This window comes from Xanthobacter dioxanivorans (assembly GCF_016807805.1).
Taxonomy (GTDB): domain Bacteria; phylum Pseudomonadota; class Alphaproteobacteria; order Rhizobiales; family Xanthobacteraceae; genus Xanthobacter; species Xanthobacter dioxanivorans.
This window is the reverse complement of the sequence record NZ_CP063362.1, coordinates 1,422,135-1,442,513: the sequence shown is the minus strand read 5'-3', so window position 1 is coordinate 1,442,513 and position 20,379 is coordinate 1,422,135. Positions and strand designations below refer to the sequence as shown.

At 69.6% G+C, this 20,379-nt stretch carries 19 protein-coding genes; 10 read left to right on the top strand and 9 right to left on the bottom strand.

Annotation, left to right across the window (positions count from 1 at the left end; all coding sequences use genetic code 11):
- Positions 1-75 precede the first annotated feature (75 nt).
- Positions 76-1,986: a hypothetical protein gene (locus tag EZH22_RS06895; protein WP_203194972.1), complete on the bottom strand. Its 1,911-nt coding sequence runs from the start codon at positions 1,984-1,986 to the stop codon at positions 76-78.
- Between the two features lie 550 nt (positions 1,987-2,536).
- Between EZH22_RS06895 and EZH22_RS06890 the strand changes: the two genes are divergently transcribed.
- From EZH22_RS06890 to EZH22_RS06875, 4 genes are read left to right on the top strand one after another with little or no spacing between them, the layout of a single operon-like run.
- Positions 2,537-3,325, top strand: coding sequence for a peptidyl-prolyl cis-trans isomerase (locus tag EZH22_RS06890; RefSeq protein WP_203194971.1), 789 nt, complete (start codon positions 2,537-2,539; stop codon positions 3,323-3,325).
- Complete coding sequence (locus tag EZH22_RS06885) at positions 3,322-4,332, top strand: HupE/UreJ family protein (RefSeq protein WP_231711351.1); 1,011 nt, start codon at positions 3,322-3,324, stop codon at positions 4,330-4,332. Before EZH22_RS06890 ends, EZH22_RS06885 begins: the two co-directional genes overlap by 4 nt.
- Positions 4,333-4,375: 43 nt before the next feature.
- Positions 4,376-4,999, top strand: coding sequence for a HupE/UreJ family protein (locus tag EZH22_RS06880; protein WP_203194970.1), 624 nt, complete (start codon positions 4,376-4,378; stop codon positions 4,997-4,999).
- Complete coding sequence (locus EZH22_RS06875; RefSeq protein WP_203194969.1) at positions 4,996-5,652, top strand: HupE/UreJ family protein; 657 nt, start codon at positions 4,996-4,998, stop codon at positions 5,650-5,652. The genes EZH22_RS06880 and EZH22_RS06875 overlap by 4 nt, the downstream gene beginning before the upstream one ends.
- A gap of 345 nt (positions 5,653-5,997) precedes the next feature.
- Here EZH22_RS06875 and EZH22_RS06870 read toward each other — a convergent pair whose 3' ends face one another.
- The 5 genes from EZH22_RS06870 to rplU form a co-directional block, all read right to left on the bottom strand.
- Complete coding sequence (locus EZH22_RS06870; RefSeq protein ID WP_203194968.1) at positions 5,998-6,765, bottom strand: outer membrane protein; 768 nt, start codon at positions 6,763-6,765, stop codon at positions 5,998-6,000.
- A 554-nt stretch (positions 6,766-7,319) separates the two neighbouring features.
- Positions 7,320-7,826 carry an RNA pyrophosphohydrolase gene (locus EZH22_RS06865; RefSeq protein ID WP_203194967.1) on the bottom strand — a complete coding sequence of 169 codons (507 nt, stop codon included), beginning with the start codon at positions 7,824-7,826 and terminating at the stop codon, positions 7,320-7,322.
- A gap of 164 nt (positions 7,827-7,990) precedes the next feature.
- On the bottom strand, positions 7,991-8,620 hold the full coding sequence (locus tag EZH22_RS06860) for a GNAT family N-acetyltransferase (RefSeq protein ID WP_203194966.1): 630 nt from the start codon (positions 8,618-8,620) through the stop codon (positions 7,991-7,993).
- Positions 8,621-8,765: 145 nt separating this feature from the next.
- Positions 8,766-9,038: a 50S ribosomal protein L27 gene (rpmA, locus tag EZH22_RS06855; protein ID WP_203194965.1), complete on the bottom strand. Its 273-nt coding sequence runs from the start codon at positions 9,036-9,038 to the stop codon at positions 8,766-8,768.
- 21 nt (positions 9,039-9,059) lie between these two features.
- Complete coding sequence (gene rplU / locus EZH22_RS06850) at positions 9,060-9,434, bottom strand: 50S ribosomal protein L21 (protein WP_203194964.1); 375 nt, start codon at positions 9,432-9,434, stop codon at positions 9,060-9,062.
- Positions 9,435-9,635: 201 nt separating this feature from the next.
- On the opposite strand from rplU, the gene hrpB reads away from it, so the two are divergent.
- The gene (gene hrpB, locus EZH22_RS06845; protein ID WP_203194963.1) at positions 9,636-12,110 is read left to right on the top strand and encodes an ATP-dependent helicase HrpB; all 2,475 of its coding nucleotides are present in this window, start codon (positions 9,636-9,638) and stop codon (positions 12,108-12,110) included.
- A 9-nt stretch (positions 12,111-12,119) separates the two neighbouring features.
- On the opposite strand, the gene EZH22_RS06840 is transcribed toward hrpB, so the two are convergent.
- On the bottom strand, positions 12,120-12,518 hold the full coding sequence (locus EZH22_RS06840) for an acyl-CoA thioesterase (protein ID WP_203194962.1): 399 nt from the start codon (positions 12,516-12,518) through the stop codon (positions 12,120-12,122).
- Between the two features lie 312 nt (positions 12,519-12,830).
- Between EZH22_RS06840 and EZH22_RS06835 the strand changes: the two genes are divergently transcribed.
- The 4 genes from EZH22_RS06835 (at position 12,831) to EZH22_RS06820 (ending at position 17,234) form a co-directional block, all read left to right on the top strand.
- Positions 12,831-13,955 (top strand): linear amide C-N hydrolase, encoded by a 1,125-nt coding sequence (locus EZH22_RS06835; RefSeq protein WP_408647676.1) that lies wholly within the window; start codon positions 12,831-12,833, stop codon positions 13,953-13,955.
- A 103-nt stretch (positions 13,956-14,058) separates the two neighbouring features.
- Positions 14,059-15,069, top strand: a complete 1,011-nt coding sequence (locus EZH22_RS06830; RefSeq protein ID WP_231711350.1) for a WD40 repeat domain-containing protein — start codon at positions 14,059-14,061, stop codon at positions 15,067-15,069.
- A 186-nt stretch (positions 15,070-15,255) separates the two neighbouring features.
- Complete coding sequence (locus EZH22_RS06825) at positions 15,256-16,005, top strand: acetoacetate decarboxylase (protein WP_203194960.1); 750 nt, start codon at positions 15,256-15,258, stop codon at positions 16,003-16,005.
- A 77-nt stretch (positions 16,006-16,082) separates the two neighbouring features.
- The gene (locus EZH22_RS06820; protein WP_203194959.1) at positions 16,083-17,234 is read left to right on the top strand and encodes a patatin-like phospholipase family protein; all 1,152 of its coding nucleotides are present in this window, start codon (positions 16,083-16,085) and stop codon (positions 17,232-17,234) included.
- Between the two features lie 40 nt (positions 17,235-17,274).
- On the opposite strand, the gene EZH22_RS06815 is transcribed toward EZH22_RS06820, so the two are convergent.
- Positions 17,275-17,979, bottom strand: a complete 705-nt coding sequence (locus tag EZH22_RS06815; protein WP_203196423.1) for a sulfite exporter TauE/SafE family protein — start codon at positions 17,977-17,979, stop codon at positions 17,275-17,277.
- A gap of 147 nt (positions 17,980-18,126) precedes the next feature.
- Positions 18,127-18,777: a glutathione S-transferase family protein gene (locus tag EZH22_RS06810; RefSeq protein WP_203194958.1), complete on the bottom strand. Its 651-nt coding sequence runs from the start codon at positions 18,775-18,777 to the stop codon at positions 18,127-18,129.
- Positions 18,778-19,117: 340 nt separating this feature from the next.
- On the opposite strand from EZH22_RS06810, the gene EZH22_RS06805 reads away from it, so the two are divergent.
- A complete protein-coding gene (locus EZH22_RS06805) occupies positions 19,118-20,335 on the top strand; it encodes a polyhydroxyalkanoate depolymerase (protein ID WP_203194957.1) in 1,218 nt (405 codons plus the stop codon).
- The last annotated feature ends 44 nt before the right edge of the window (positions 20,336-20,379 follow it).

Sequence of the window (20,379 nt, the reverse complement as noted above, 5' to 3'; positions counted from 1 at the left end):
CTGACGGCCCCCGGCGGAACGCGGGACGAGAGCGGGCCCGGCGCGCGGCCGGGCCCGCCTCACATCTTCAGAACCTCACTTCTTCAGCGCCACGGCGAGGGCGCCGTTGGTCTCCACCAGCAGCTTCGGCTGGTCGGCGACGCGGATGAAGATGGGGTTGACGTAGAACCACAGGTCGGACCAGCCGGCCACGTCGTAGCTGGAGATCTTCTGGCCGTCGCGCACCACCATGTGCGAGGGGCAGGCGGCATCGGTGCAAGGCACGTAGGGGCCCTGGGCGCCGTTTTCCGGATCCCAGTCGTTGAGCGGGTTGCCCTGGGCGTCGGTCTCGGCCGGCGTGGACGCCGGCAGGTTGCTGCCGCGGGCCCGGACGTACATGTTGTTCTGCACGTTCTGGATGGTGACCACCATGGTCCGCTTGGTGCCGTTCGCGGTCCAGGTGCTCGGGCTGAAGGTGGCGAAGGTCGCAGCGGTGGTGTTGGTGCCGCTGGTGTAATTGGCGTTGGTCGGCGCCACCACGCCGGAGACGTTGCCCTTGATGAACTGCACCTGGCGCAGGGTCGGCCGGTTGAGCGGCTCCTTGATGCCGATCTGGGCCAGCGACGGGTTGTTGAAGCTGTACGGCGAGTGGTTGGTGCCGGTGGGCACGTTCACCTCGAGGGTGAGCTTGACCGAGCGGCCACGTGGAACCACCAGGGTCTGGCCCATCTTGGCCGAGCCGGCCGCCGCATAGCCGATGACCTCGGCCTTGTAGGAGAGCTCCCCGGTGATCAGGTCGCCCATGACCGAGAAGGAGTTGCCGGAACGCACGCCGTCAACCACCACCTGCGGGCGCAGGGTCGTGCCGGTCGCCGGGCGCGGGATGTACAGCTTCTGGTACTCGCCGGGATAGAAATCGTTGGTCGAGCCCGTCTCGTAGATGCTGAACGCGCCGCGATTGTGCCAGTCGGAGCTGGCATAGAAGAACCAGTTGCGGCCTTCACCGAGGAGCGCGTCCCACACGCCGCCGATCTTGGCGGCGTAGATGCCGGTGCCGCCGAAGGTGGTCACGCCCACCGAGTCGCAGCCCGTGCCGCAGAAGCCGGCGCGGTATTCGCCGCGATTGTTGGAGGCCTGGTGGCCGGGCTGGCTCTCGAAGCCGACCGCGACGGTGGGACCCGCATTGTTGAAGTCGCGGAGATGCTCGATGTTGAACCCGTTGTTGCCGTTCGGGTTGAACACGCCGGCGCGTTCCAGGTGGGCGGGGACGTAGTAGCTGTCGAGGGGATAGTATTTCTGCAGCCACTGGACGCTGGGGACGGCCTTGTTCTGGTGGTTGGCGGTGCCGGAACCGGAGCCCGACGCGTTCGCCACCTTGCCTTCCCAGCTGTGGTTCGGCGCACCCTTGGAGAAGTCGGTGTCGGAGCGGTCGAAGCGGTATTCGAACTCGGCCACGCCGCTGGCATCACCGGTGTTGCCGCCGAAATTCTGCGGCTTCTGGTTGCCGATGACGGTCATCGAGGTGTGCTCGTGGCCCGGCACGTTGGTCTCGATGCCGGCGTAGAGCATGGGCTTGTTGAGCTGCTTCGCGAGGCGCGCCAGCTCGGGATAGATGATTTCTTCGGCGCTCTGCCAGCGCCACATGGAACGGTGGCCCTGCGAGGTGGCCACGTCGCCCTTGACGACGGTCACCGGCGCCACGTCCCAGAACTTGCCCGTGCCGGTGGTGGAGCCGTCGCCCTCGGGGTCGTCCACGCGGCAGTCGCGTGGGCTGGAGCCGCCGTGGTCCGCGGCTCCGAGCCATTCGAGGCCGTAGCTCTGCACCGCCTTCTTCACCATCGTCTCGACGGAAGACCGGCCGTCCGAGCACGGCGTGTGATTGTGAAAGTCGCCCGCCATGTAGCTGTCGGCGAAAGACGGCGTGGACGGCAGAGCCCCCATTCCGCCGGCCACCGCGAGAACCGAAGCTCCCGCGAACAACTGATGCGCCAGCACCCCGCTCTTCATTCTGCAACCCCTCAGCTGACAACGGATGTCCAGAATCCGATGGCGGTCTACTACCGGTGTTCTGTGACCGCTTCCTGAACCTTTGATGACGCTGGAGGATGTGAGCCGAATAACAGAACTGTTCAGCCGGCGGAAAGTCGAGGGCGGCTCTTTACAGACAAAGGATTTCCCGCAAGGCCCGCGGCAGGACGAGGTGAGATTTCTGTGGCGCTGTCATCAACCCGACACCACCCGGCCCGTAGGAGAAGCGCCGCGAGAAACGGCAGGGGCGTCCGCCGGTCTCTCGCCGGCATTTGGGCGGCCTCGGACCGGCGTCTGGCGCACGCGCCGGATGGCGCGGGGCAGGCCTTTCGGACAAGGCGTGCGCCTTGATGGATTCCAGGGCCGGAACGCCGACGAGGCCAGCGCCTCCGCATCGGCGATCCGACTCAGGCGAGAGCGGCGCGGGGGACGGGATTTGACGTCATCGGGTTTGGAGCCGGCCGCCGGGGCGGCCGGGGGCGATCGCAGGGAAGCGGGCCATACGCCGCCGGGTTGGGCGCGGCGCTTCGTGCGCGAGCCGCTGGTCCAGTTCATGGCGTTGGGGGCGGTGATCTTCGCCGTGCATGCCGCCGTCACGCCCTCGGTGAGCAAGGAGCGGCTGATCGAGGTGACCCCCGAGGTGCGCCAATCCATCGTGGACGCCTTCAAGGGCACGCACGAGGGACGCGCGCCGGGAGCCGACGAGCTCGCCAAGCTGGTCGACGTGTGGCTCCTCAACGAGATCACCTTCCGCGAGGCGCTGGCGCAAGGGCTCGACAAGGGCGACGAGATGATCCGCGACCGGATCACCCACAAGATGCGCCTGCTCATCTTCAACGGCGTCGAGGTGAGCGAGCCGAGCCAGGCGGAGCTGGCCGCCTGGTACGAGAAGCGCCGCGCCAACTACGACATTCCCGACCTCGTCAGCTTCATCGACGTGCCGTTCACCGGCCCGGACGCCGAGGCGCAGAGCCGCGCCGTGCTGGAGCAGATCCGCGCCGGCACCGAGCCCGAGGAGGTGCAGCTGCGCGCCCTCATCTTCGGGCAGCGGCCGCGGCAGACGCTGGAGCCGTCCTTCGGCAAGGACTTCGTCGACCAGCTGGTGGAGGCCCCGGCGGGGGAATGGCAGGTCCTGCCGTCCGCGTCGGGCTGGCACGTGGTGCGCCGCGACACCTTCACGCCCGGCCGGCGGGTGGAGCTGGACGAGGTGGGCTCCCAGGTGGCGCAGGCCTGGAAGGACGAGCGGCGGCGCGTGCTCGCCATCGCCGCCACCCGCGACCTCGGCAAGGCCTATGTGATCCGGCGCAGCGAGCCATGAACCCCTCGCAGCCTCCCTGCGGGCAAGCCCCCGTCCGCCGTCGCGCCCTCGCCGCGCTGGGCGGCCTCGTGGCGGCGCTCGTCTGCCTCGTCGTGGCGGTGCTGGCGCCGGCGTCGGGGGCGCGGGCGCACGAGGCCACCATGGCGGTGATCACCCTGCGCGAGATCGCGCCGGGCCGCTTCATCGGCCAGTGGACCATGCCGCCGGTGGACATGACGCTCCAGCCCATCTTCCCGCCCCACTGCACATGGGAGCCGCCGGAGCTCGTCTGCGGCGCGCGCGGCATCACCGGCCAGCTGAGCTTCCAGGGCCTCGGCAGCCGGCAGTCGGTGGCCACCATCCGGGTGATCCCCCACGAGGGGCCGATGGAGGTCTATACGGTGAGCGCCGCCAAGCCCACCGTCACCGCCGCGCGTGATCCGGGCACCGACATGGCGGTCTGGCGCGATCTGGCCGAGACCTACACCAATCTCGGCATCGACCACATCCTGCGCGGCATCGACCATCTCCTGTTCGTGCTCGGCCTGATCTGGCTGGTGAAGGGCGGCTGGAAGCTGGTGAAGACCATCACCGCCTTCACCGTCGGCCACAGCCTGTCGCTCGCCGCCGCCACCTTCGGCTGGGTCGGCGTGCCGGAGCGGCCGCTGAATGCCGCCATCGCGCTCTCCATCGTGTTCGTCGGCGTGGAGATCGTGAAGCTGCAGCGCGGCGAGGCGGGACTGACCGCGCGGCATCCCTGGAGCGTGGCGTTCGCGTTCGGCCTCCTGCACGGGCTCGGCTTCGCCACCGCGCTCACCGCCCTCGGCATTCCCCAGGCGACGCTGCCCATCGCGCTCTTCTTCTTCAACGTGGGCGTGGAGATCGGCCAGCTCACCTTCGTCATGGCGGTGCTGGCCCTGCTTTGGGCCCACCGCCAGGCGCAGGCGCTGCTGCCGCGCTGGGGCGCCGCCATCCCCGCCTACGTGATCGGCTCCGTCGCCTCGTTCTGGTTCCTCACCCGCATCTGACCCGGGCGCCGAGGGGCGCCGCAACCGATCAAGGAAGGCCGCCATGAAACACCTCGTCCCCAGCGCCCGCGTGCTCCTCTGCGGTGCGCTGGCCGGCCTCTTCGCCGCCGTCCCGCTGGCGCCCGCTTTCGCCCATACCGGCAGCGGCGTGGCCCTCGGCCTCGTCAGCGGCTTCCTCCACCCGCTCACCGGCGCCGATCACCTGGTGGCCATGGTGGCGGTGGGGCTTTGGGGGGCGCAGCTCGGCAACCCGGCGATCTGGGTCCTGCCGGTCACCTTTCCCCTGGTGATGGCGGTGGGCGGCGTCCTCGGCCTGCTCGGCGTGCCGCTGCCGTTCGTCGAGCCAGTGATCGCCCTGTCGGGCATCGCCCTCGGCGTCATGGTGGCGCTCGCCGCGCGGCCACCCCTGTGGGTCGCGGCGGTGATGGTGGGCGTGTTCGCGGTCTTCCATGGCTATGCCCACGGCCGCGAGCTGCCCGATGCGGCGGACGCGGTGGCCTTCGCCGCCGGCTTCGTCGCCGCCACCGGCCTGCTGCATCTCACCGGCATCCTGATCGGCGTGCTGGTGCGCTGGGAGGCCGGGGCCCGGGCGGTGCGCGCCTGCGGCGCCGCCATCGGCTGCGTGGGCCTCTATTTCCTCCTCGGCGCCGTCGGGATCATCGCATGAAGGCCCGCTTGACGCGCTGGATCCACTTGTCCGCCGCCGGGGCCGCGCTCGCCTGCGCGCCTACGGCGGCGCACGCGCATCTGGTGGAGACGCGGCTCGGCGATTTCTACAGCGGTGCCCTGCATCCCCTCACCGATCTCCAGCAGGTGCTGCCATGGATCGCCCTCGCGGTGCTGGCCGCCTTCCAGGGGGCGCAGCGCGCGCGCTGGGTCATCCTGGCGTTTCCCCTCGCCCTGCTCGCCGGCGGACTTCTCTCGCTGGTGCTGCCGCAGCCGGCGTTCGGCCCGGCCCTCGGCCTCGCGCTGGTGGCGGCGACCGGGCTCGCCGTGGCGGCGGCGCTGCGCGTTCCGCTTCCGGTTCTCCTCGGCACGGCCGGAATCATGGGCCTGCTGCACGGCGACCAGAATGGCGCGGCCATGGCCGCGAGCACCGACCGCGTGCTGTTTCTCGCCGGAGTGATGGCGTCAGGCTATGTGGTGATGACGCTCGCGACGGGCGCCGCCCTTGCCTTCCTGCGCGGCGGCGGACGGGGCGATGACGTGCCCTCCACCGGATCCTGGCGCCCCATCGCCCTGCGGGCCGGCGGAAGCTGGGTCGCGGCCGTGGGCATCATGGTGCTCGGACTGCATCTGGTGACGCCCGGCGCGAGCTGACCGCCGGGCGCTCCGCAGGCGGGACCCGCCTGCGATCCGTTCTTCACCTCCCCCTTGGCCCGCCGCGCCCGTCGACCTTTCCCGTCGCGCTGCGCCGTCGGCCGGCCGATGCGGTGATCGTCGCCCCCGCATCATCCCGCCCCTTGCCGGCGTCCCGCCCGGCCGGTGTAAGCCCGAAGGGGCCGGTGGTGCGTCCGCTTCCGTCCGCGTGAGAAGACCGCAAATGGAAAGAGCCCCGGCGATGCCGGGGCTCTCCAGACAGGGCCCTCCAAACAGGGCGTTCCAGGCGGACCCTGCCGGCGGGTCCGCGCCTGTCGCGCGAACCCGCCGGCAGTGATGGCGTTCTCAGAAGCGATAGTTGATGCCGGCCTTCACCAGCTGGACGTTCTGGTCGACCGTCGCCTGGTAGGGATTGATGAAGGTGTTGGGCGTGAAGTTGAAGGTCACCTGGTTGCTGCCCAGGTCGATGTAATTGTATTCCACCTTCGCCGACCAGTTGTTGAAGAAGGCCCACTCGACACCGGCGCCCACGGTCCAGCCCCAGCGGGTGGAATCGGTGGTGGCGCTGTAGCTGAAGGCGGGGAAGGCGAGGTCGGTGTTGCCGGCGGTGTGCGAGGTGGTGGCCCAGGCAGCGCCGCCCTTGGCGTAGAGCAGGATGCGGTCGAAGGCGACGCCCAGGCGGCCGGTGATGGTGCCGAGCGCGTCGATCTTCGAGGAGCAGGCATCGTTGCTCTGGATGCAGCTCGGCGCGACGCCGTTGAAGTAGGAGCCGGAGCCGGAAATGTCGGCCCACGCCGCGTCCGCCTCGACACCGAGGACGATGTTGGAAATCTGCCAGTTGTAGCCGATCTGGCCGCCGACGAAGCCGCCGTCGAGGCTGAACTCGGCATCTGCCACGCTGAGGGTCGTCGGGTTCAGCGGATCGACGGAATTGCTGAAGTCGTTCTGCGCCCAGCCATAGCCGGCCTGGGCGCCGACGTAGAAGCCGGTCCAGCTGAAGACCGGCGCCACCGGCGCCTTGGTCACCGGCTTGGACGCCAGGTCGGCCGCCTGGGCGGCGCCGCCGGCGATCAGCGCGGCGAGAATGTTTGTAACCAGCAGCGACGCGCGCATGTAAAGCTCCCCACCCCCGAATGAAACAGGATGGCTGGTCATAACGCAGGTCGCTGTCAATAACTGTCTCCCTACGGCAACAGTCAGAGGTGTCCGGACTGTCATACCACAGACAAAATAGTCGGGTATGATGCAGATATTCTGGACATCATGTGGCGTTTGACGCGGTAGTCCGGATATTGGTGGGGGTGCGACTCGAAGTTTCTGTCACAATTGATTTATAAACTTCGTATTTTCCGAATATTTTGCGCGTTCTTGTGGTGAGCTCCATCCCGCGGGGTGGTTTTCACGGTCCGAGCGGGATGTAATCCGCCACCGTTCTCTTCCGTGATCCGGAGTCTTCTGTGCCGCGGCGGCGGCTCAATCCGGGCAGGTCTGCACCGCGTCGCCGCACAGGTCGATGAGGCGCATGCCGCCGGGCCGGACGCAGGCGTTGCCGGCGGCGGCAGGGTGTCCATCCATCTGGAGCCGGAACATCCGCCCACCCCGCGCAGGGGTCCTTATTCCCGCGCCGCGCCCGGGTCGTCGAAGCCTCCTCGCCCCCGGCGCGGAGTTCAGCTCTCGGAGAACCGGCGGAAGCCGCGCACCACCTCGGCATAGACGTTGCGCTTGAAGGGGATGACGAGCTCGGTCACCTTGTCGAGGCTTTCCCAGCGCCAGTCCATGAATTCCGGCTTGTGGGCGCCGCCGCCGGGCCGCGAGATGTTGATCTCGGCGTCGACGCCGGTGAAGCGGAAGGCGAACCATTTCTGCGTCTGGCCGCGATACTTGCCCTTCCAGGCCTCGCCCGCAATGCGGCCGGGCAGGTCGTAGGTGAGCCAGTCCTCGATCTCGCCGAGCCTGGTCACCGAGCGGATGGAGGTCTCCTCGTAGAGCTCGCGCAGGGCGGCGTCGAACGGCTCCTCGCCCTTGTCGATGCCGCCCTGGGGCAACTGCCAGGAATGGGTCGCGTCCACATGCTCCGGCCCGCCGATGCGGCGCCCGAGGAAGACCTTGCCCGCGCCGTTGAACACGGCGAGGCCGACGCAGGGACGGTAGGGGGCATCTTGGTGCTTGCTCATCGGCGCCATCCGGACGGGTGATGTGTCTTTTCCGTGATGGCCCGCGCGGCAGCGCCGCGCAAGCTTTCGTCTCCCCGCGGCAGCGCCGCGCAAGCTCCCGTCAAGGCCAGGCCGGCCGCCGCGCAGGCGCCTCGGTGGGCCGCGCGGTGGCGTGCAGTTGCCTCTCAGTGGGCCGCGCGGTGGCGCGGTAGCGCGGTGGAGCCCCAGGCCCGGATGGAGGCCCAGGTGCGCCGGTCGAGCTGGAACCGGTCCACCGGCACCGAGGCGCCGAGCGCCTTCACGCGGGTGAGGCCGACGCCCGACCACTGGAAGCCGCACTTCTCCAGCACCCGCCGCGAGCCCGGATTGACCACGCGCGCCGAGCCGACGAGGAGCGAAAGGTCGGTCTCGGAGAAGGCGTAGTCGATGACGGCGCGCACCGCCTCGGTGGCCAGGCCCCGGCCCCAGAACGGCTCGCCGATCCAGTAGCCGATCTCGGGCGCCGGTTCCGGCGGGCGGCGGCCGAAGCTCACCATGCCGGCAAAGGCGTGGGCGCCCTCGGCCTTGGCGAACAGGGCGAAGGTGGCGGATTGCGGGGTCGCCGCCAGCGTCTCGACGAAGGCGTGGGCGTCGGACGGCTTGTAGGGAAAGGGCAGGTTCGCGGTCATCTCCGCGATCTTGCGGTTGTTGGCGAGCTCCGCGACAGCGGCAACGTCCTCGAGGCGCGGCGCGCGGAGCACGAGCCGGTCGGTTTCGAGGACGGGGATACAGCTCTCCGCCAGGGTTGCTCCGGACGGCGTCTCACACAGGGTCATGGCGGGCTCCTCGAGGCACAGACAAACGAAAACCGGGGAGAGGTGTCCCATCTCCCCGGTTCGTGTCTGAGCTTGAGGTTCGGCCCGCTCAGGCGCCCACCGGTTCGACGAGACCGGCGGGATCCTGCATTTCAGGTCTCGCCGTTTATTCAGCCGCCTCGGCGGCGGTCGGAAGCACCGATACGTAGGTGCGGTCGTTAGCTTTGGTCCGGAAGGCGACTTTGCCTTCGACGAGGGCGAAGAGGGTATGGTCCTTGCCCATGCCCACATTCGTGCCGGGATGCCACTTGGTGCCGCGCTGGCGCACGATGATGTTGCCGGCGATGACGTCCTGGCCGCCGAAGCGCTTCACGCCGAGACGGCGACCATCGGAATCGCGACCGTTGCGAGACGAGCCGCCTGCCTTTTTATGAGCCATTGTTGCTCTCCTCGTTCTCGATCAGGCGTCGGCAGCGGCTGCGGGAGCCGGCGCACGCTGGGTCTTCGGTTCAGCCTTGACGCTCTCGCCGAGGCCGGAAATCTCGGTGATGCGCACGACGGTGAGGTCGGCGCGGAAGCCCCGCTTGCGGCGCGAATTCTGCCGGCGGCGCTTCTTGAAGGCGATCACCTTGTCGCCGCGGGTCTGCTCGACGATCTCGCCGGTGACGGTGGCGCCGTCCACGTGGGGCGTGCCGATGGCGACGGTGGCGCCGCCCAGCATCAGCACCGGGAAGGTGAAGATGGAGCCGACCTCGGCGTCGAGGTGGTCGATGGTGATTTCATCAGCCGCGGCAACGCGATACTGCTTGCCGTTTGCCTTGATGACCGCGAACATCTTGTCTCGCTTTCGTGTTCCGCCGCGCCTCGAAGGGCGGGCTTCTTCCGGTCGGGAATGGGAATGCGGGCACGAGGGCCCGCGCGAAGTGGGTCCGATACACCATGGGGCCCTGAAAAGTCAATGCGCCTGCCGCATTCGGCGGGCCCTCGCCACCGGCGCATTGCCTGCCGGCCCGCCGCCATTCTAAAGCCCTCGGCCATGTTCGACACCCCTCTGCCCATCGATGCCGTCCTCGGCGACCTTCAGGCGACGCTGCGCGCCACCGCCTGCGCCGTGCTCGTGGCGCCGCCGGGCGCGGGCAAGACCACGCGGGTGCCGCTGGCCCTGCTGAACGAGCCGTGGGAGGCCGGCGGGCGCATCCTGGTGCTGGAGCCGCGCCGCCTCGCCGCCCGCGCTGCCGCCCGTCGCATGGCGCAGAGCCTCGGCGAGCGGGTCGGCGAAACGGTTGGCTTCCGCACCCGGCTCGGCTCGGAGGTCTCGCGCCGCACCCGCATCGAGGTGGTCACCGAGGGCATCTTCACCCGCATGGTGCTGGACGATCCCGAGCTTTCGGGTGTCGCCGCCGTGCTGTTCGACGAGTTCCACGAGCGCAGCCTTGATGCCGACCTCGGCCTCGCTTTGGCTCTCGACGCCCAGCGCGGGCTGCGCGAGGACCTGCGGCTCCTGGCCATGTCCGCGACGCTGGACGGCGCCCGCGTCGCCGCGTTGATGGGCACAGGCGCCCCGGCGCCGGTGATCGAGAGCGAGGGCCGCGCCTTCCCGGTGGAGACGGCCTATCTCGGCCGGGATCCGCGCATGCCCGTCGACCGGCAGATGGCCGATGCCATCCTGCGCGCGCTGCGGCAGGAGACCGGGTCGGTCCTCGCCTTCCTCCCCGGCGCGGCGGAGATCAGGCGCACGGAAAATCTTCTCGCCGAGGCGGTGCGCGATCCCGCCGTCGACGTGGTCGCCCTTTACGGCGCGCTGGAGGCCGCCGAGCAGGACCGCGCGGTCCTGCCGGCCCCGACGGGCCGGCGCAAGGTGGTGCTTTCCACCTCCATCGCCGAGACCTCGCTGACCATCGAGGGCGTGCGGGTGGTGGTGGATTGCGGCCTTGCCCGCGTGCCGCGCTTCGAGCCGGACGTGGGCCTGACGCGGCTGGAGACCGTGCGCGTCTCCCGCGCCGCCGCCGACCAGCGCCGGGGCCGCGCCGGCCGCACCGAGGCGGGGGTGTGCTACCGCCTGTGGAGCGAGGGCGAGACCCTGAGCCTCAAGCCCTTCGCCACGCCCGAGATCCTCGCCGCCGACCTGACCGGGCTGGTGCTGGACCTCGCCCGGGTGGGGGTGCGCGACCCGGCGGCTCTGCCGTTCCTTGATCCGCCGCCGGTCCCCGCCGTCGCCGAGGCAAAGGCGCTGCTGCGCCTGCTGGACGCCCTCGACGCCGACGGGGCCGTCACCCCCCTCGGCCGCCGCATGGCGCGCCTGCCTCTGCCGCCGCGCCTCGCCCACATGGTGGCGGTGGGCGCCGACGCCGGCGCGGGGCACCTTTCGGCGGAGATCGCGGCGCTGTTGTCCGAGCGCGGTCTCGGCGGCGACGGCGTGGACCTCGTCCACCGCCTCGACGGCTTCCGCCGCGACCGCTCCCGCCGGGCCGAGGAAGCCCGCCGGCTCGTCGCCCGCTGGGCCGAGATGGCCGGCGGGCGGGACGGGGCGGGGGGCCGGCGGCCCTCGGCGGCCGCGCTGCTGGCCCTGGCCTTTCCCGACCGGGTGGCGAAGGGGCGGGGCGACGGCACGCGCTTTCTGCTTGCCAACGGTCGCGGCGCGGTGATGGACCCGGCGGCGGCGCTGGCCCGCGCGCCCTTCCTCGCCGTGGCCGAGGTGGGCGGCCGGGCGGAGGCGGCGCGCATCGGCCTCGCCGCCGCCTTGTCCCTGGACGAGGTGGAGACGCTGTTTGCCGCCGGCATCACCGCCGGCACCGAGATCGCCTTCGATTTGGACGCGGCGGCCGTGCGCGGGCGGACGGTGCGCCGGCTGAAGGCGCTGGTTCTGTCCGCCGCGCCCTGCCCGGTGCCGGCCAACGGGGATACCGCGCGGGTGCTGGCGGAGGGGATCGCCGGCCTCGGCCTCGATCGCCTGCCGCTGAGCGCGGCCACGCGGCAATGGCGCGAGCGGGTGCAGTTCCTGCGTGCCGCCGAGGGGGAGCCGTGGCCGGACCTGTCGGATGCCGCGCTGGCTTCCACCGCCGGCGACTGGCTCGCTCCTTTTATCGAGGGGCGGACCAGCTTGTCCGAGGTCACGCCGGCCGAGGTGGCGAACGCGCTCCACGCGCGCCTTCCCTATGACCTCGCCGCCCGGCTGGAGGCGGAGGCGCCCACCCATTTCACCGCGCCCACGGGCTCGCGCCTGCCCATCGACTATGGGGCGGAAGGCGGGCCGCAGGTGAGCGTGCGGGTGCAGGAATTGTTCGGCCTCACCGCCCACCCGGCCATTGCCGGCGGGCGGGTGCCGCTGACGCTCGCCTTGCTGTCGCCGGCCCACCGGCCGATCCAGGTGACGAAGGACCTGCCGCAATTCTGGCGCGGCTCGTGGCGGGACGTGCGCACCGAGATGCGCGGGCGCTATCCCCGGCACCCCTGGCCGGAAGACCCGGCCGTCGCCCCGCCCACCACGCGGGCCAAGCCGCGCGGCACCTGAGCGCCCCCGTCAGGCCTCTTCCGGGGGGATGGGACGCGGGCGGCCGTCCTCGTCGATGGCGACGAAGGTGAAGACGGCTTCCGTCACCTTGGTGGTCTCCTCGCTGGCGCGGGCGCGACGCCAGGCCTCCACCTCGATGCGCATGGAGGTGCGCCCGAGCTTCACCACCTTGCCGAACAGGCTCACCTCGTCGCCCACCGCCACCGGGGACAGGAAGCTCATGGCCTCCACCGCCACCGTGGCCGCCCGCCCGCGGGAGCGCCGCGCCGCCACGTTGCCGGCGGCTAGGTCCATCTGCGACATGAGCCAGCCGCCGAAGATGTCGCCGTTGGGATTGGTGTCGGCCGGCATGGCGATGGTGCGGATGACCGGAATGCCATCCGGCATGTTCGACTCTTTGTCGTGCATCCATTTCTCCAGGCACCTGAGGCGCGACGTTGGCGACGTTCCAGACTGGAAATAGCAAAATTTTCCCGGCGCGCCGCCAAATTTGATCCATCTCAGAGAATCGCCGGGGAGGGGATGCTTATCTCCGCTCGTCCATGTCTTTTCGGGGCAGACAGGGCATGGATGACCGGCTCCGCCTTGCTGTGTGGGCGGAGCCGGTATCTCCCTTTCCCGGCCCATCGGGCGGCCGGATATGATGAGCGGCCGTTGCATCGGAGTTCGCTCATGCCGAAATCCCGCTCTTCCCGACCCGTCCCTCCGAACGCGCCCGGCATGTCGAGGCATCGCCTCCCGAAGCCGCGCGTCACGGGCGTAGCGCGCCGCGCGATGGCGCTGGCGGCGACCGCGCTCTATCTCGCGGGCGTCGGCGCGCCTCTGGCGCAGGCCTGCACCCGCGCCGTCTATCTCGGCTCGGCCGGGGTGGTGGTCACCGGCCGCTCCATGGACTGGTCGGAGGACATGCGCACCAATTTGTGGGTCTTCCCCGCCGGGATCGCGCGCACCGGCGCGGCCGGGGCCAACACGCCGAAATGGGTTTCCCGATACGGCAGCCTGATCGCCTCGGGTTACGACGTGGGCACCGCCGACGGCATGAACGAGAAGGGCCTCGTCGCCAACCTGCTCTACCTGGCAGAATCCGAATATCCCAAGCCGGAAGGCCGCCCGGCGCTCTCCATGAGCCTGTGGGCGCAATACGTGCTCGACAACTTCGCCAGCGTGAGCGAGGCGGTGGAGGCGCTCTCGAAGGAGCCGTTCGTGGTGGTGACGGCGGTGCTGCCGAACGGGCGGGCGGCCCAGCTCCACCTCGCCATTTCCGATGCGTCCGGCGACAGCGCCATCTTCGAGTATCTGGGCGGCAAGCTGGTGATCCACCACGGCCGCCAATACCAGGTGATGACCAATTCGCCGTCCTACGACCAGCAGCTTGCCCTCAATTCCTACTGGGAGCAGATCGGCGGCACGGTGTTCCTGCCCGGCACCTTCCGGGCAGCGGACCGCTTCGCCCGCGTCAGCTTCCTCATCAAGGCCCTGCCCGCCAAGGCGGAGCCGGCCATCATCACTGCCGTGCCCGACCAGACCTACGACAACCAGGCGGTGGGCTCCGTCGCCAGCGTCATGCGCGCGGTGAGCGTGCCGCTGGGCTTCATCGAGCCCGGCTCGCCCAACATCGCCTCCACCATCTGGCGCACGGTGAGCGACCAGAAGAACCGCACCTACTTCTTCGATTCCGCCACCAGCCCCAACACCTTCTGGGTGCCGCTGTCAGATCTCGACCTGAAGCCCGGCGCGCCGGTGAAGAAGCTCACCCTCACCGGCGGCAAGGTCTATGCCGGCAACGCCGCGGCCCGCTTCGAGCCGGCCGCGCCCTTCGCCTTCCTGCCGGTGAAGGTGGACTGACGCGGCCGGGGCGGACCGCCCCGCGCCCGCGCGCGGCCTTGCCAGCCGGCCCGTTCGATGCCTTATGAGGCGCCCGTCTTTTGCAACCGGGAACGCCCGCGTCATGTCTTCCGCCCCGTCCAGTCTCACCGGCAAGGTCCAGCCCTTCACCTTCGGCACGGGGATCGTCTCCGTCGCGTTCCTCGATCGAACGGCGGCGTTCGTGGGGGCGGAGGGGGCGGTGTACCGGGTGGAACTGGGCGAGGGCGCCGATGGCGCGGTCCGCGACGGCGCCGTCCATGGCGGCGCGGTCCTCGCCGCCGCGTCGGACGGCCGGCGCCTCGTCACCGGCGGCGACGACGGCCAGGTGATGGAGACCCTCGCCGACGGCACCACGCGCCCCCTCGCCGCGCACAAGGGCCGCTGGATCGACCGCGTGGCGCTGGGGCCGGACGGGGTCGTCGCCTATTCCGCCGGCAAGACCGCTCATGTCCTCCAGCCAAAGGGGGAGGCGCGCAGCCTCGACCTGCCGTCCACCGTGGGCGGCCTTGCCTTCGCGCCGAAGGGGCTGCGGCTCGCCGTCGCCCATTATGGCGGGGTGACGCTCTGGTTTCCCAACGCCGCCGGCGCCAAGCCCGAGCTCTACGGCTGGAAGGGCTCCCATCTCGGCGTCGTGTTCTCGCCGGATGGCCGCTTCCTGGTCTCCAGCATGCAGGAGCCGGCCCTGCACGGCTGGCGGGTGGTGGACGGCGCGCACATGCGCATGTCCGGCTATCCCTCGCGGGTGAAGTCGTTCGCCTTCACGGCCGATGGCAAGTGGCTCGCCACCTCCGGCTCGGGCGAGGCCATCCTCTGGCCGTTCCAGGCGAAGGACGGCCCCATGGGCAAGGAGCCGACCATGCTGGCGCCCTCGGCCTCGTCCCGCGTCACGGCGGTGGCGACCCACCCGAAGGATCCGGTGCTGGCGGTGGGCTACGAGGACGGCATGGTGATGATGGTGCGCATCACCGATGCCGCCGAGATCCTGCTGCGCGCCCCCGATGCCGATGCGGTGAGCGCCATCGCCTGGCACGGCGTCGGCGGCGCGGTGGCTTTCGGCACGCTCGGCGGCAAGGGCGGTGTCCTCGCCTTCTGACGGAGCCGGGCAGGCCTGCGGTCGGCCCCGGCGCTGCGGCGGAGCGGCGGACCGGCAGGATCTGCCGTTGCGGAAGAACCCGCCCGGGCGGGCGCGGAAGCGCTTTTCACCCGCATGCGCGCGTTCTAACGTGGCGCCGCCCCTTCGCACGTGCGAAGGGGGCAAAGCCGCACGAGAGACCTTCCGATGAAGATCGCAGACGTCCGCCGCACCGCCTACTCGATGCCGCTCGTGAATCCGTCCTATCCGCCGGGGCCGTATCGCTTCATCGATCGCGAGTACATGATCATCACCTACCGCACCGATCCTGCGGCGCTGGAGAAGGTGGTGCCGGAACCGCTCGAGATCGTGGCGCCCATCGTGAAGTATGAATTCATCCGCATGCCGGATTCCACCGGCTTCGGCGACTACACCGAGACCGGACAGGTGATCCCGGTGCGGTTCAACGGGGTGGAGGGCGGCTATGTCCACTCCATGTATCTCGACGACGAATCCCCCATCGCCGGCGGCCGCGAGCTCTGGGGCTTCCCGAAGAAGTACGCCACTCCCAAGCTGAAGGTGGAGACCGACACGCTGGTGGGCTCGCTGCACTATGGCAGCGTGCTGTGCGCCTCGGCCACCATGGGCTACAAGCACGTGGCGTGCGACAAGGAGAAGGTGCTCGCCGCGCTGCTGACGCCGAGCTTCCTGCTCAAGATCATCCCGGACGTGGACGCGACCCCGCGCATCTGCGAGCTGGTGCGGTATTTCCTGGAGGACGTGACCATCAAGGAATGCTGGACCGGCCCGGGCGCGCTCGGCCTGTTCCCGCATGCTTTGTGCAATGTCTCGCAGCTGCCGGTGCTCGAGGTCGTCTCCGCTTTGCACGTCAAGGCGGACCTCACCCTCGGCCTCGGCGAGGTCGTGTTCGATTACCTGAAGGACGGCGCGGGCTGAGCCCTGCGCGGGGCGGCGCGCGTTCCGCGCCGTCCCGCCCCGACGCCCGCCCCGCCCGAACGCATGAGGCAAGAACCATGACCGCGCGTGCCAACCACCTTCCTGCCGACCTGTGCGACATCATCAACGAGTACAAGCGCGTCGCCCTGGTGTTCCAGGGCGGCGGTGCGCTCGGCGCCTACCAGGCGGGCGTGTACGAGGCCCTCGCCGAGGTGGGCTGCGATCCCAACTGGATCTCGGGCGTCTCCATCGGCGCCATCAACAGCGCCATCATCGCCGGCAACGCGCCGCAGGACCGCGTGCCGCGGCTCAGGGAGTTCTGGGAGACCATCACCTCGCGGCGGCTCGTGCCGTTCGCCATGGAGGGCGACATCTTCCGTCAGTGGCGCAACCAGCTCAGTGCCGCCCGCACCATCCTGCAGGGCCAGCCCGGCTTCTTCACGCCGCGCTTCCCCAATCCGTGGCTGCTGCCCACGGGCGCGGCCGGCGCCACCTCCTTCTACGACACCTCGCCCCTGCGCGAGACGCTGCTCAAGCTGGTGGACTTCGACCGCATCAATTCCGGGGAGAAGCGCTTCTCGGTGGGCGCGGTGAACGTGCGCACCGGCAACTTCATCTATTTCGACAACAGGGAGCACACCATCGGCCCGGAGCACGTGATGGCGTCGGGGGCGCTGCCGCCGGGCTTCCCCGCCATCAAGATCGACGGCGAGTATTACTGGGACGGCGGCGTGGTCTCCAACACCCCGCTCCAGTTCCTGCTGGACCAGCCGGACCATCCGAGCGCCCTCGTCTTCCAGGTCGACCTGTTCAGCGCCCGGGGACAGCTGCCGCGCGATATGTTCGACGTGGGCGAGCGGCAGAAGGACATCGGCTATTCCAGCCGCACCCGCTACACCACGGATGTCTTCCGCCGGGTGCAGGACCTGCGGTCCAAGCTCTACGATGCGCTCCAGCGCATCCCCGAACAGCTGCGCACCGAGGACGACGTCGCCCTCATCGAGGATTACAGCAATTCGGGGCCGGTCAATATCTGCCACCTGATCTATCAGGAGAAGACCTACGAGCGGGAGGTGAAGGACTATGAATTCTCCGCCGCCTCCATGCGCGACCACTGGCAGACCGGCTACGAGGACACGGTGAAGACCCTGCGCCAGGGCGACTGGCTGAAGAAGCCGGACGATTCCATCGGCATCGTGGTGCACGACATCCATCGCCTCGCGGACTGAGACCAACGGCCTCGCCTGACCGATGCCGGGAGGGCGTCGGTCAGGCGAGGCCGCGCGCCAGCATGTAGACGCCGAGCAGGGCGAGGCCGGCGAAGAACACCCGGCGGAAGACCTGTGGCGACACCGCCCGCCGCACCCGCCCGCCGATCTCCATGCCGAGGAAGGCGGGTACCAGCGCGGCGACGGATGCCAGCGCGATGCGCGGGTCGGCGAGCACGGCGCCGCCCTCGCCGGGGCTCGCCAGCACGGCGGCCAGGGCGAAGGTGGACACGGTGAAGGTGAGGCCGAGGGCCTGCACCAGATCATCCCGCTCCAGGCCCAGCGCCTGAAGATAGGGCGCGGATGGCATCACCGACACCCCGGTGGTGCCGGTGACGAGGCCGGTGGCGAGGCCGACGACCGGTGAAAGCCAGCCTTCGGCCTTCGCCGGCAGGCGCAGCGGAATGGCGGAGAGGCCGAGGGCGCCGTAGGCGAGCAGCGTCGCGCCGAGGGCCGGGAGGGCGGCGGGGGAGGTGAGCCCGCCCAGGAGGATCCCGCCGGCGAGGGTTCCCAGCACCAGGGCCAGCATCATCGGCAGGAAGCGCCGCGCCGTGGCCACCACGCGCGGGCCGGTGAAGTATTGCCAGAGATTGGTGACCGTCGCCGGCAGGATCAGCACGGCGGCGGCTTCGGCCGGCGTGAGGAACAGGCTGAGGAGGCCGATGCCCACGGTGGGCAGGCCCATGCCGATGAGGCCCTTCACCATGCCGGCGAGAACCAGCACGGCAAAGCCGGCGGCAAGGGCGCCCACCGGCAGCTCACCCACCGGCAAATCTCCCACCGGCAGGATGCCGGCGGCCAGGTTCAGGGAAAGCGCACCCGCCGGCAAGGTGTCGGCCGCGGCCGGCGGGGATCAGAATTCGGCGTCCAGCTCCTCGAGCTCCTCCGGCTCGGCGAGGGCGCCGGCGATCCATTCCTGCATGGCGGGCAGGCTCATGATGCGGGCGCGATAGGCCTCGCATTCGCTGCCGAGCTTCACGTCGTAGGTGGTGAAGCGCGAGCAGACGGGGGCGTACATGGCATCCGCCAGCGTCGGCGCCGCGCCCATGAGGTAGGGCCCGCCATGGGCGGTGAGGCAGCCGCGCCAGATGGCGGCGATGCGCTCGATATCCGCCTGCGCGCCGGCCCAGACCTTGAAGCCCGGATAATGCGCCTTGATGTTCATGGGCAGGGCCGAGCGCATGTTGGCGAAGCCCGAATGCATCTCGCCCGAGATGGACAGGCAGTGGGCCCGCACCGCCCGGTCGGCGGGCAAAAGTCCGGCCTGCGGGAAGACCTCGTGGAGGAAGGATGCGATGGCGAGTGTGTCCCACACCGTCACGTCCTCGTGCACGAGGCGCGGCACCAGGAAGGACGGCGAGAGCAGCAGCAGCTCCGCCTTGATGTCAGGATCGTCGAGGGGGACGCGCTCCTCCTCGAACGAGAGGCCCGCCATCTTGCACAGAAGCCAGCCGCGCAGCGACCAGGAGGAGTAGTTCTTGCTGGAGATGGTGAGTGTCGCCATGCCGTTCCTGCGCCTTCGATGAAAGATCTCGTTCGCCGCCGTCATCGACCCCTGTTCTTGTCGCGCACCGGCCGGCGACGGGCCTCGGTGCGCTCTTGATGCGGATGCGTGTTGCAATGCACACCGCCCCGCTTCAATATCGTTCTAACAGGTACAACCCTTCCGGCCGGCTGCAAAGAGCAAAAGCAGTCCTGCGACAAGAACTTAAGGTTCCGCCGTCCGTGGGGGCGTCGGCATTCGGGGGACGCGGAACAGAAGGACCTTCCGGCATTATGCTGCAAACTTCCATCAGGTCATCTTCTCCGGAGCGGCGCCTCCGGGCGGGGCAGTGCGGGCAGCCATGATGTATCAGGCGTACCAGGCCCAGGCCGATCTCATGAGCTCGATCCGGTTCTTCGCGGGCCTCGCCCGGCAGACCCTCACGGGCCCCCTCATCAACGGATATGGACACGCGGGGGTGCGGCATCTCGCGGCCGGCTACGAGCTGCTGGAGCGCGCCACCCTCACCCACGGCCGTCCGGATTTCGGCATCAAGTCGGTCGAGGTCGGCAACCGCGAGGTCCAGGTGAGCGAGGAGAAGACGGCGGTTCTGCCGTTCGGCACCCTGCTGCGCTTCAGGAAGGACGTGGATGTTCCCCAGCCCCGCGTGCTCGTGGTGGCGCCTCTCTCCGGCCATTTCGCCACGCTGCTCGTCAATACCGTAAAGACGATGCTGCCGGATCACGACGTCTATATTACCGACTGGCACAATGCCCGCGACGTGCCGCTGTCGGAGGGGCCGTTCGGCTTCGACGACTATGTGGAGCACGTCATCCGCTTCCTCGAGATCATGGGCCCGGGCTCGCACCTCGTCGCCGTGTGCCAGCCGTGCGTGCAGTCGCTGGTGGCCGCGGCGGTGATGGCCCAGGACAAGAACCCGGCGGCCCCCGCCTCCATGACGCTCATGGCGGGGCCCATCGATTGCCGCATCAACCCCACCAAGGTGAACGAGCTCGCCACCTCCAAGCCGATCTCCTGGTTCGAGAAGAACCTCATCGGGACGGTGCCGAAGGGCTTTGCCGGCTCCGGCCGGCGGGTCTATCCGGGGTTCATGCAGCTCACCGCCTTCGTGAGCATGAATCTCAGCCGCCACATCAAGGCGCATTTCGACCTCTACAACGCGCTCGCCGAGGGTGACGAGGAGAAGGCCGAGACCACCAAGGCATTCTACGACGAATATTTCGCCGTACTGGACCTCGCCGCCGAATTCTACCTGGAGACGGTGCGCTACGTGTTCCAGGAATATCGTTTGCCCAAGGGTGAGCTCACCTATCGCGGCCGGCCCATCGACTTCCGCGCCATCCGCCGCACCGCCCTCCTCACCGTGGAGGGGGAGCGCGACGACATCTGCTCCATCGGCCAGACCATGGCGGCGCAGGACATCTGCTCGGGGCTGCGTCCGCACAAGAAGCGCCACCACATGCAGGCGGGGGTGGGCCATTACGGCGTCTTCTCCGGCCGCAAATGGGCCGGGCAGGTGTATCCCATCGTGCGCAATCACATTCTCGCCAGCGACTGAGGCCCTCCGGCCCCGATGACGGCCGGGGCACGGCTCGCGCACGT

Bases quoted from the DNA above. Each gene is read 5' to 3' on its own strand.
- EZH22_RS06895 (WP_203194972.1), bottom strand. From the start codon at position 1,986: ATGAAGAGCGGGGTGCTGGCGCATCAGTTGTTCGCGGGAGCTTCGGTT.
- EZH22_RS06885 (WP_231711351.1), top strand. From the start codon at position 3,322: ATGAACCCCTCGCAGCCTCCCTGCGGGCAAGCCCCCGTCCGCCGTCGC.
- EZH22_RS06880 (WP_203194970.1), top strand. From the start codon at position 4,376: ATGAAACACCTCGTCCCCAGCGCCCGCGTGCTCCTCTGCGGTGCGCTG.
- EZH22_RS06875 (WP_203194969.1), top strand. From the start codon at position 4,996: ATGAAGGCCCGCTTGACGCGCTGGATCCACTTGTCCGCCGCCGGGGCC.
- EZH22_RS06870 (WP_203194968.1), bottom strand. From the start codon at position 6,765: ATGCGCGCGTCGCTGCTGGTTACAAACATTCTCGCCGCGCTGATCGCC.
- EZH22_RS06865 (WP_203194967.1), bottom strand. From the start codon at position 7,826: ATGAGCAAGCACCAAGATGCCCCCTACCGTCCCTGCGTCGGCCTCGCC.
- EZH22_RS06860 (WP_203194966.1), bottom strand. From the start codon at position 8,620: ATGACCCTGTGTGAGACGCCGTCCGGAGCAACCCTGGCGGAGAGCTGT.
- rpmA (WP_203194965.1), bottom strand. From the start codon at position 9,038: ATGGCTCATAAAAAGGCAGGCGGCTCGTCTCGCAACGGTCGCGATTCC.
- rplU (WP_203194964.1), bottom strand. From the start codon at position 9,434: ATGTTCGCGGTCATCAAGGCAAACGGCAAGCAGTATCGCGTTGCCGCG.
- hrpB (WP_203194963.1), top strand. From the start codon at position 9,636: ATGTTCGACACCCCTCTGCCCATCGATGCCGTCCTCGGCGACCTTCAG.
- EZH22_RS06840 (WP_203194962.1), bottom strand. From the start codon at position 12,518: ATGCACGACAAAGAGTCGAACATGCCGGATGGCATTCCGGTCATCCGC.
- EZH22_RS06835 (WP_408647676.1), top strand. From the start codon at position 12,831: ATGTCGAGGCATCGCCTCCCGAAGCCGCGCGTCACGGGCGTAGCGCGC.
- EZH22_RS06830 (WP_231711350.1), top strand. From the start codon at position 14,059: ATGTCTTCCGCCCCGTCCAGTCTCACCGGCAAGGTCCAGCCCTTCACC.
- EZH22_RS06825 (WP_203194960.1), top strand. From the start codon at position 15,256: ATGAAGATCGCAGACGTCCGCCGCACCGCCTACTCGATGCCGCTCGTG.
- EZH22_RS06820 (WP_203194959.1), top strand. From the start codon at position 16,083: ATGACCGCGCGTGCCAACCACCTTCCTGCCGACCTGTGCGACATCATC.
- EZH22_RS06815 (WP_203196423.1), bottom strand. From the start codon at position 17,979: ATGGTGAAGGGCCTCATCGGCATGGGCCTGCCCACCGTGGGCATCGGC.
- EZH22_RS06810 (WP_203194958.1), bottom strand. From the start codon at position 18,777: ATGGCGACACTCACCATCTCCAGCAAGAACTACTCCTCCTGGTCGCTG.
- EZH22_RS06805 (WP_203194957.1), top strand. From the start codon at position 19,118: ATGATGTATCAGGCGTACCAGGCCCAGGCCGATCTCATGAGCTCGATC.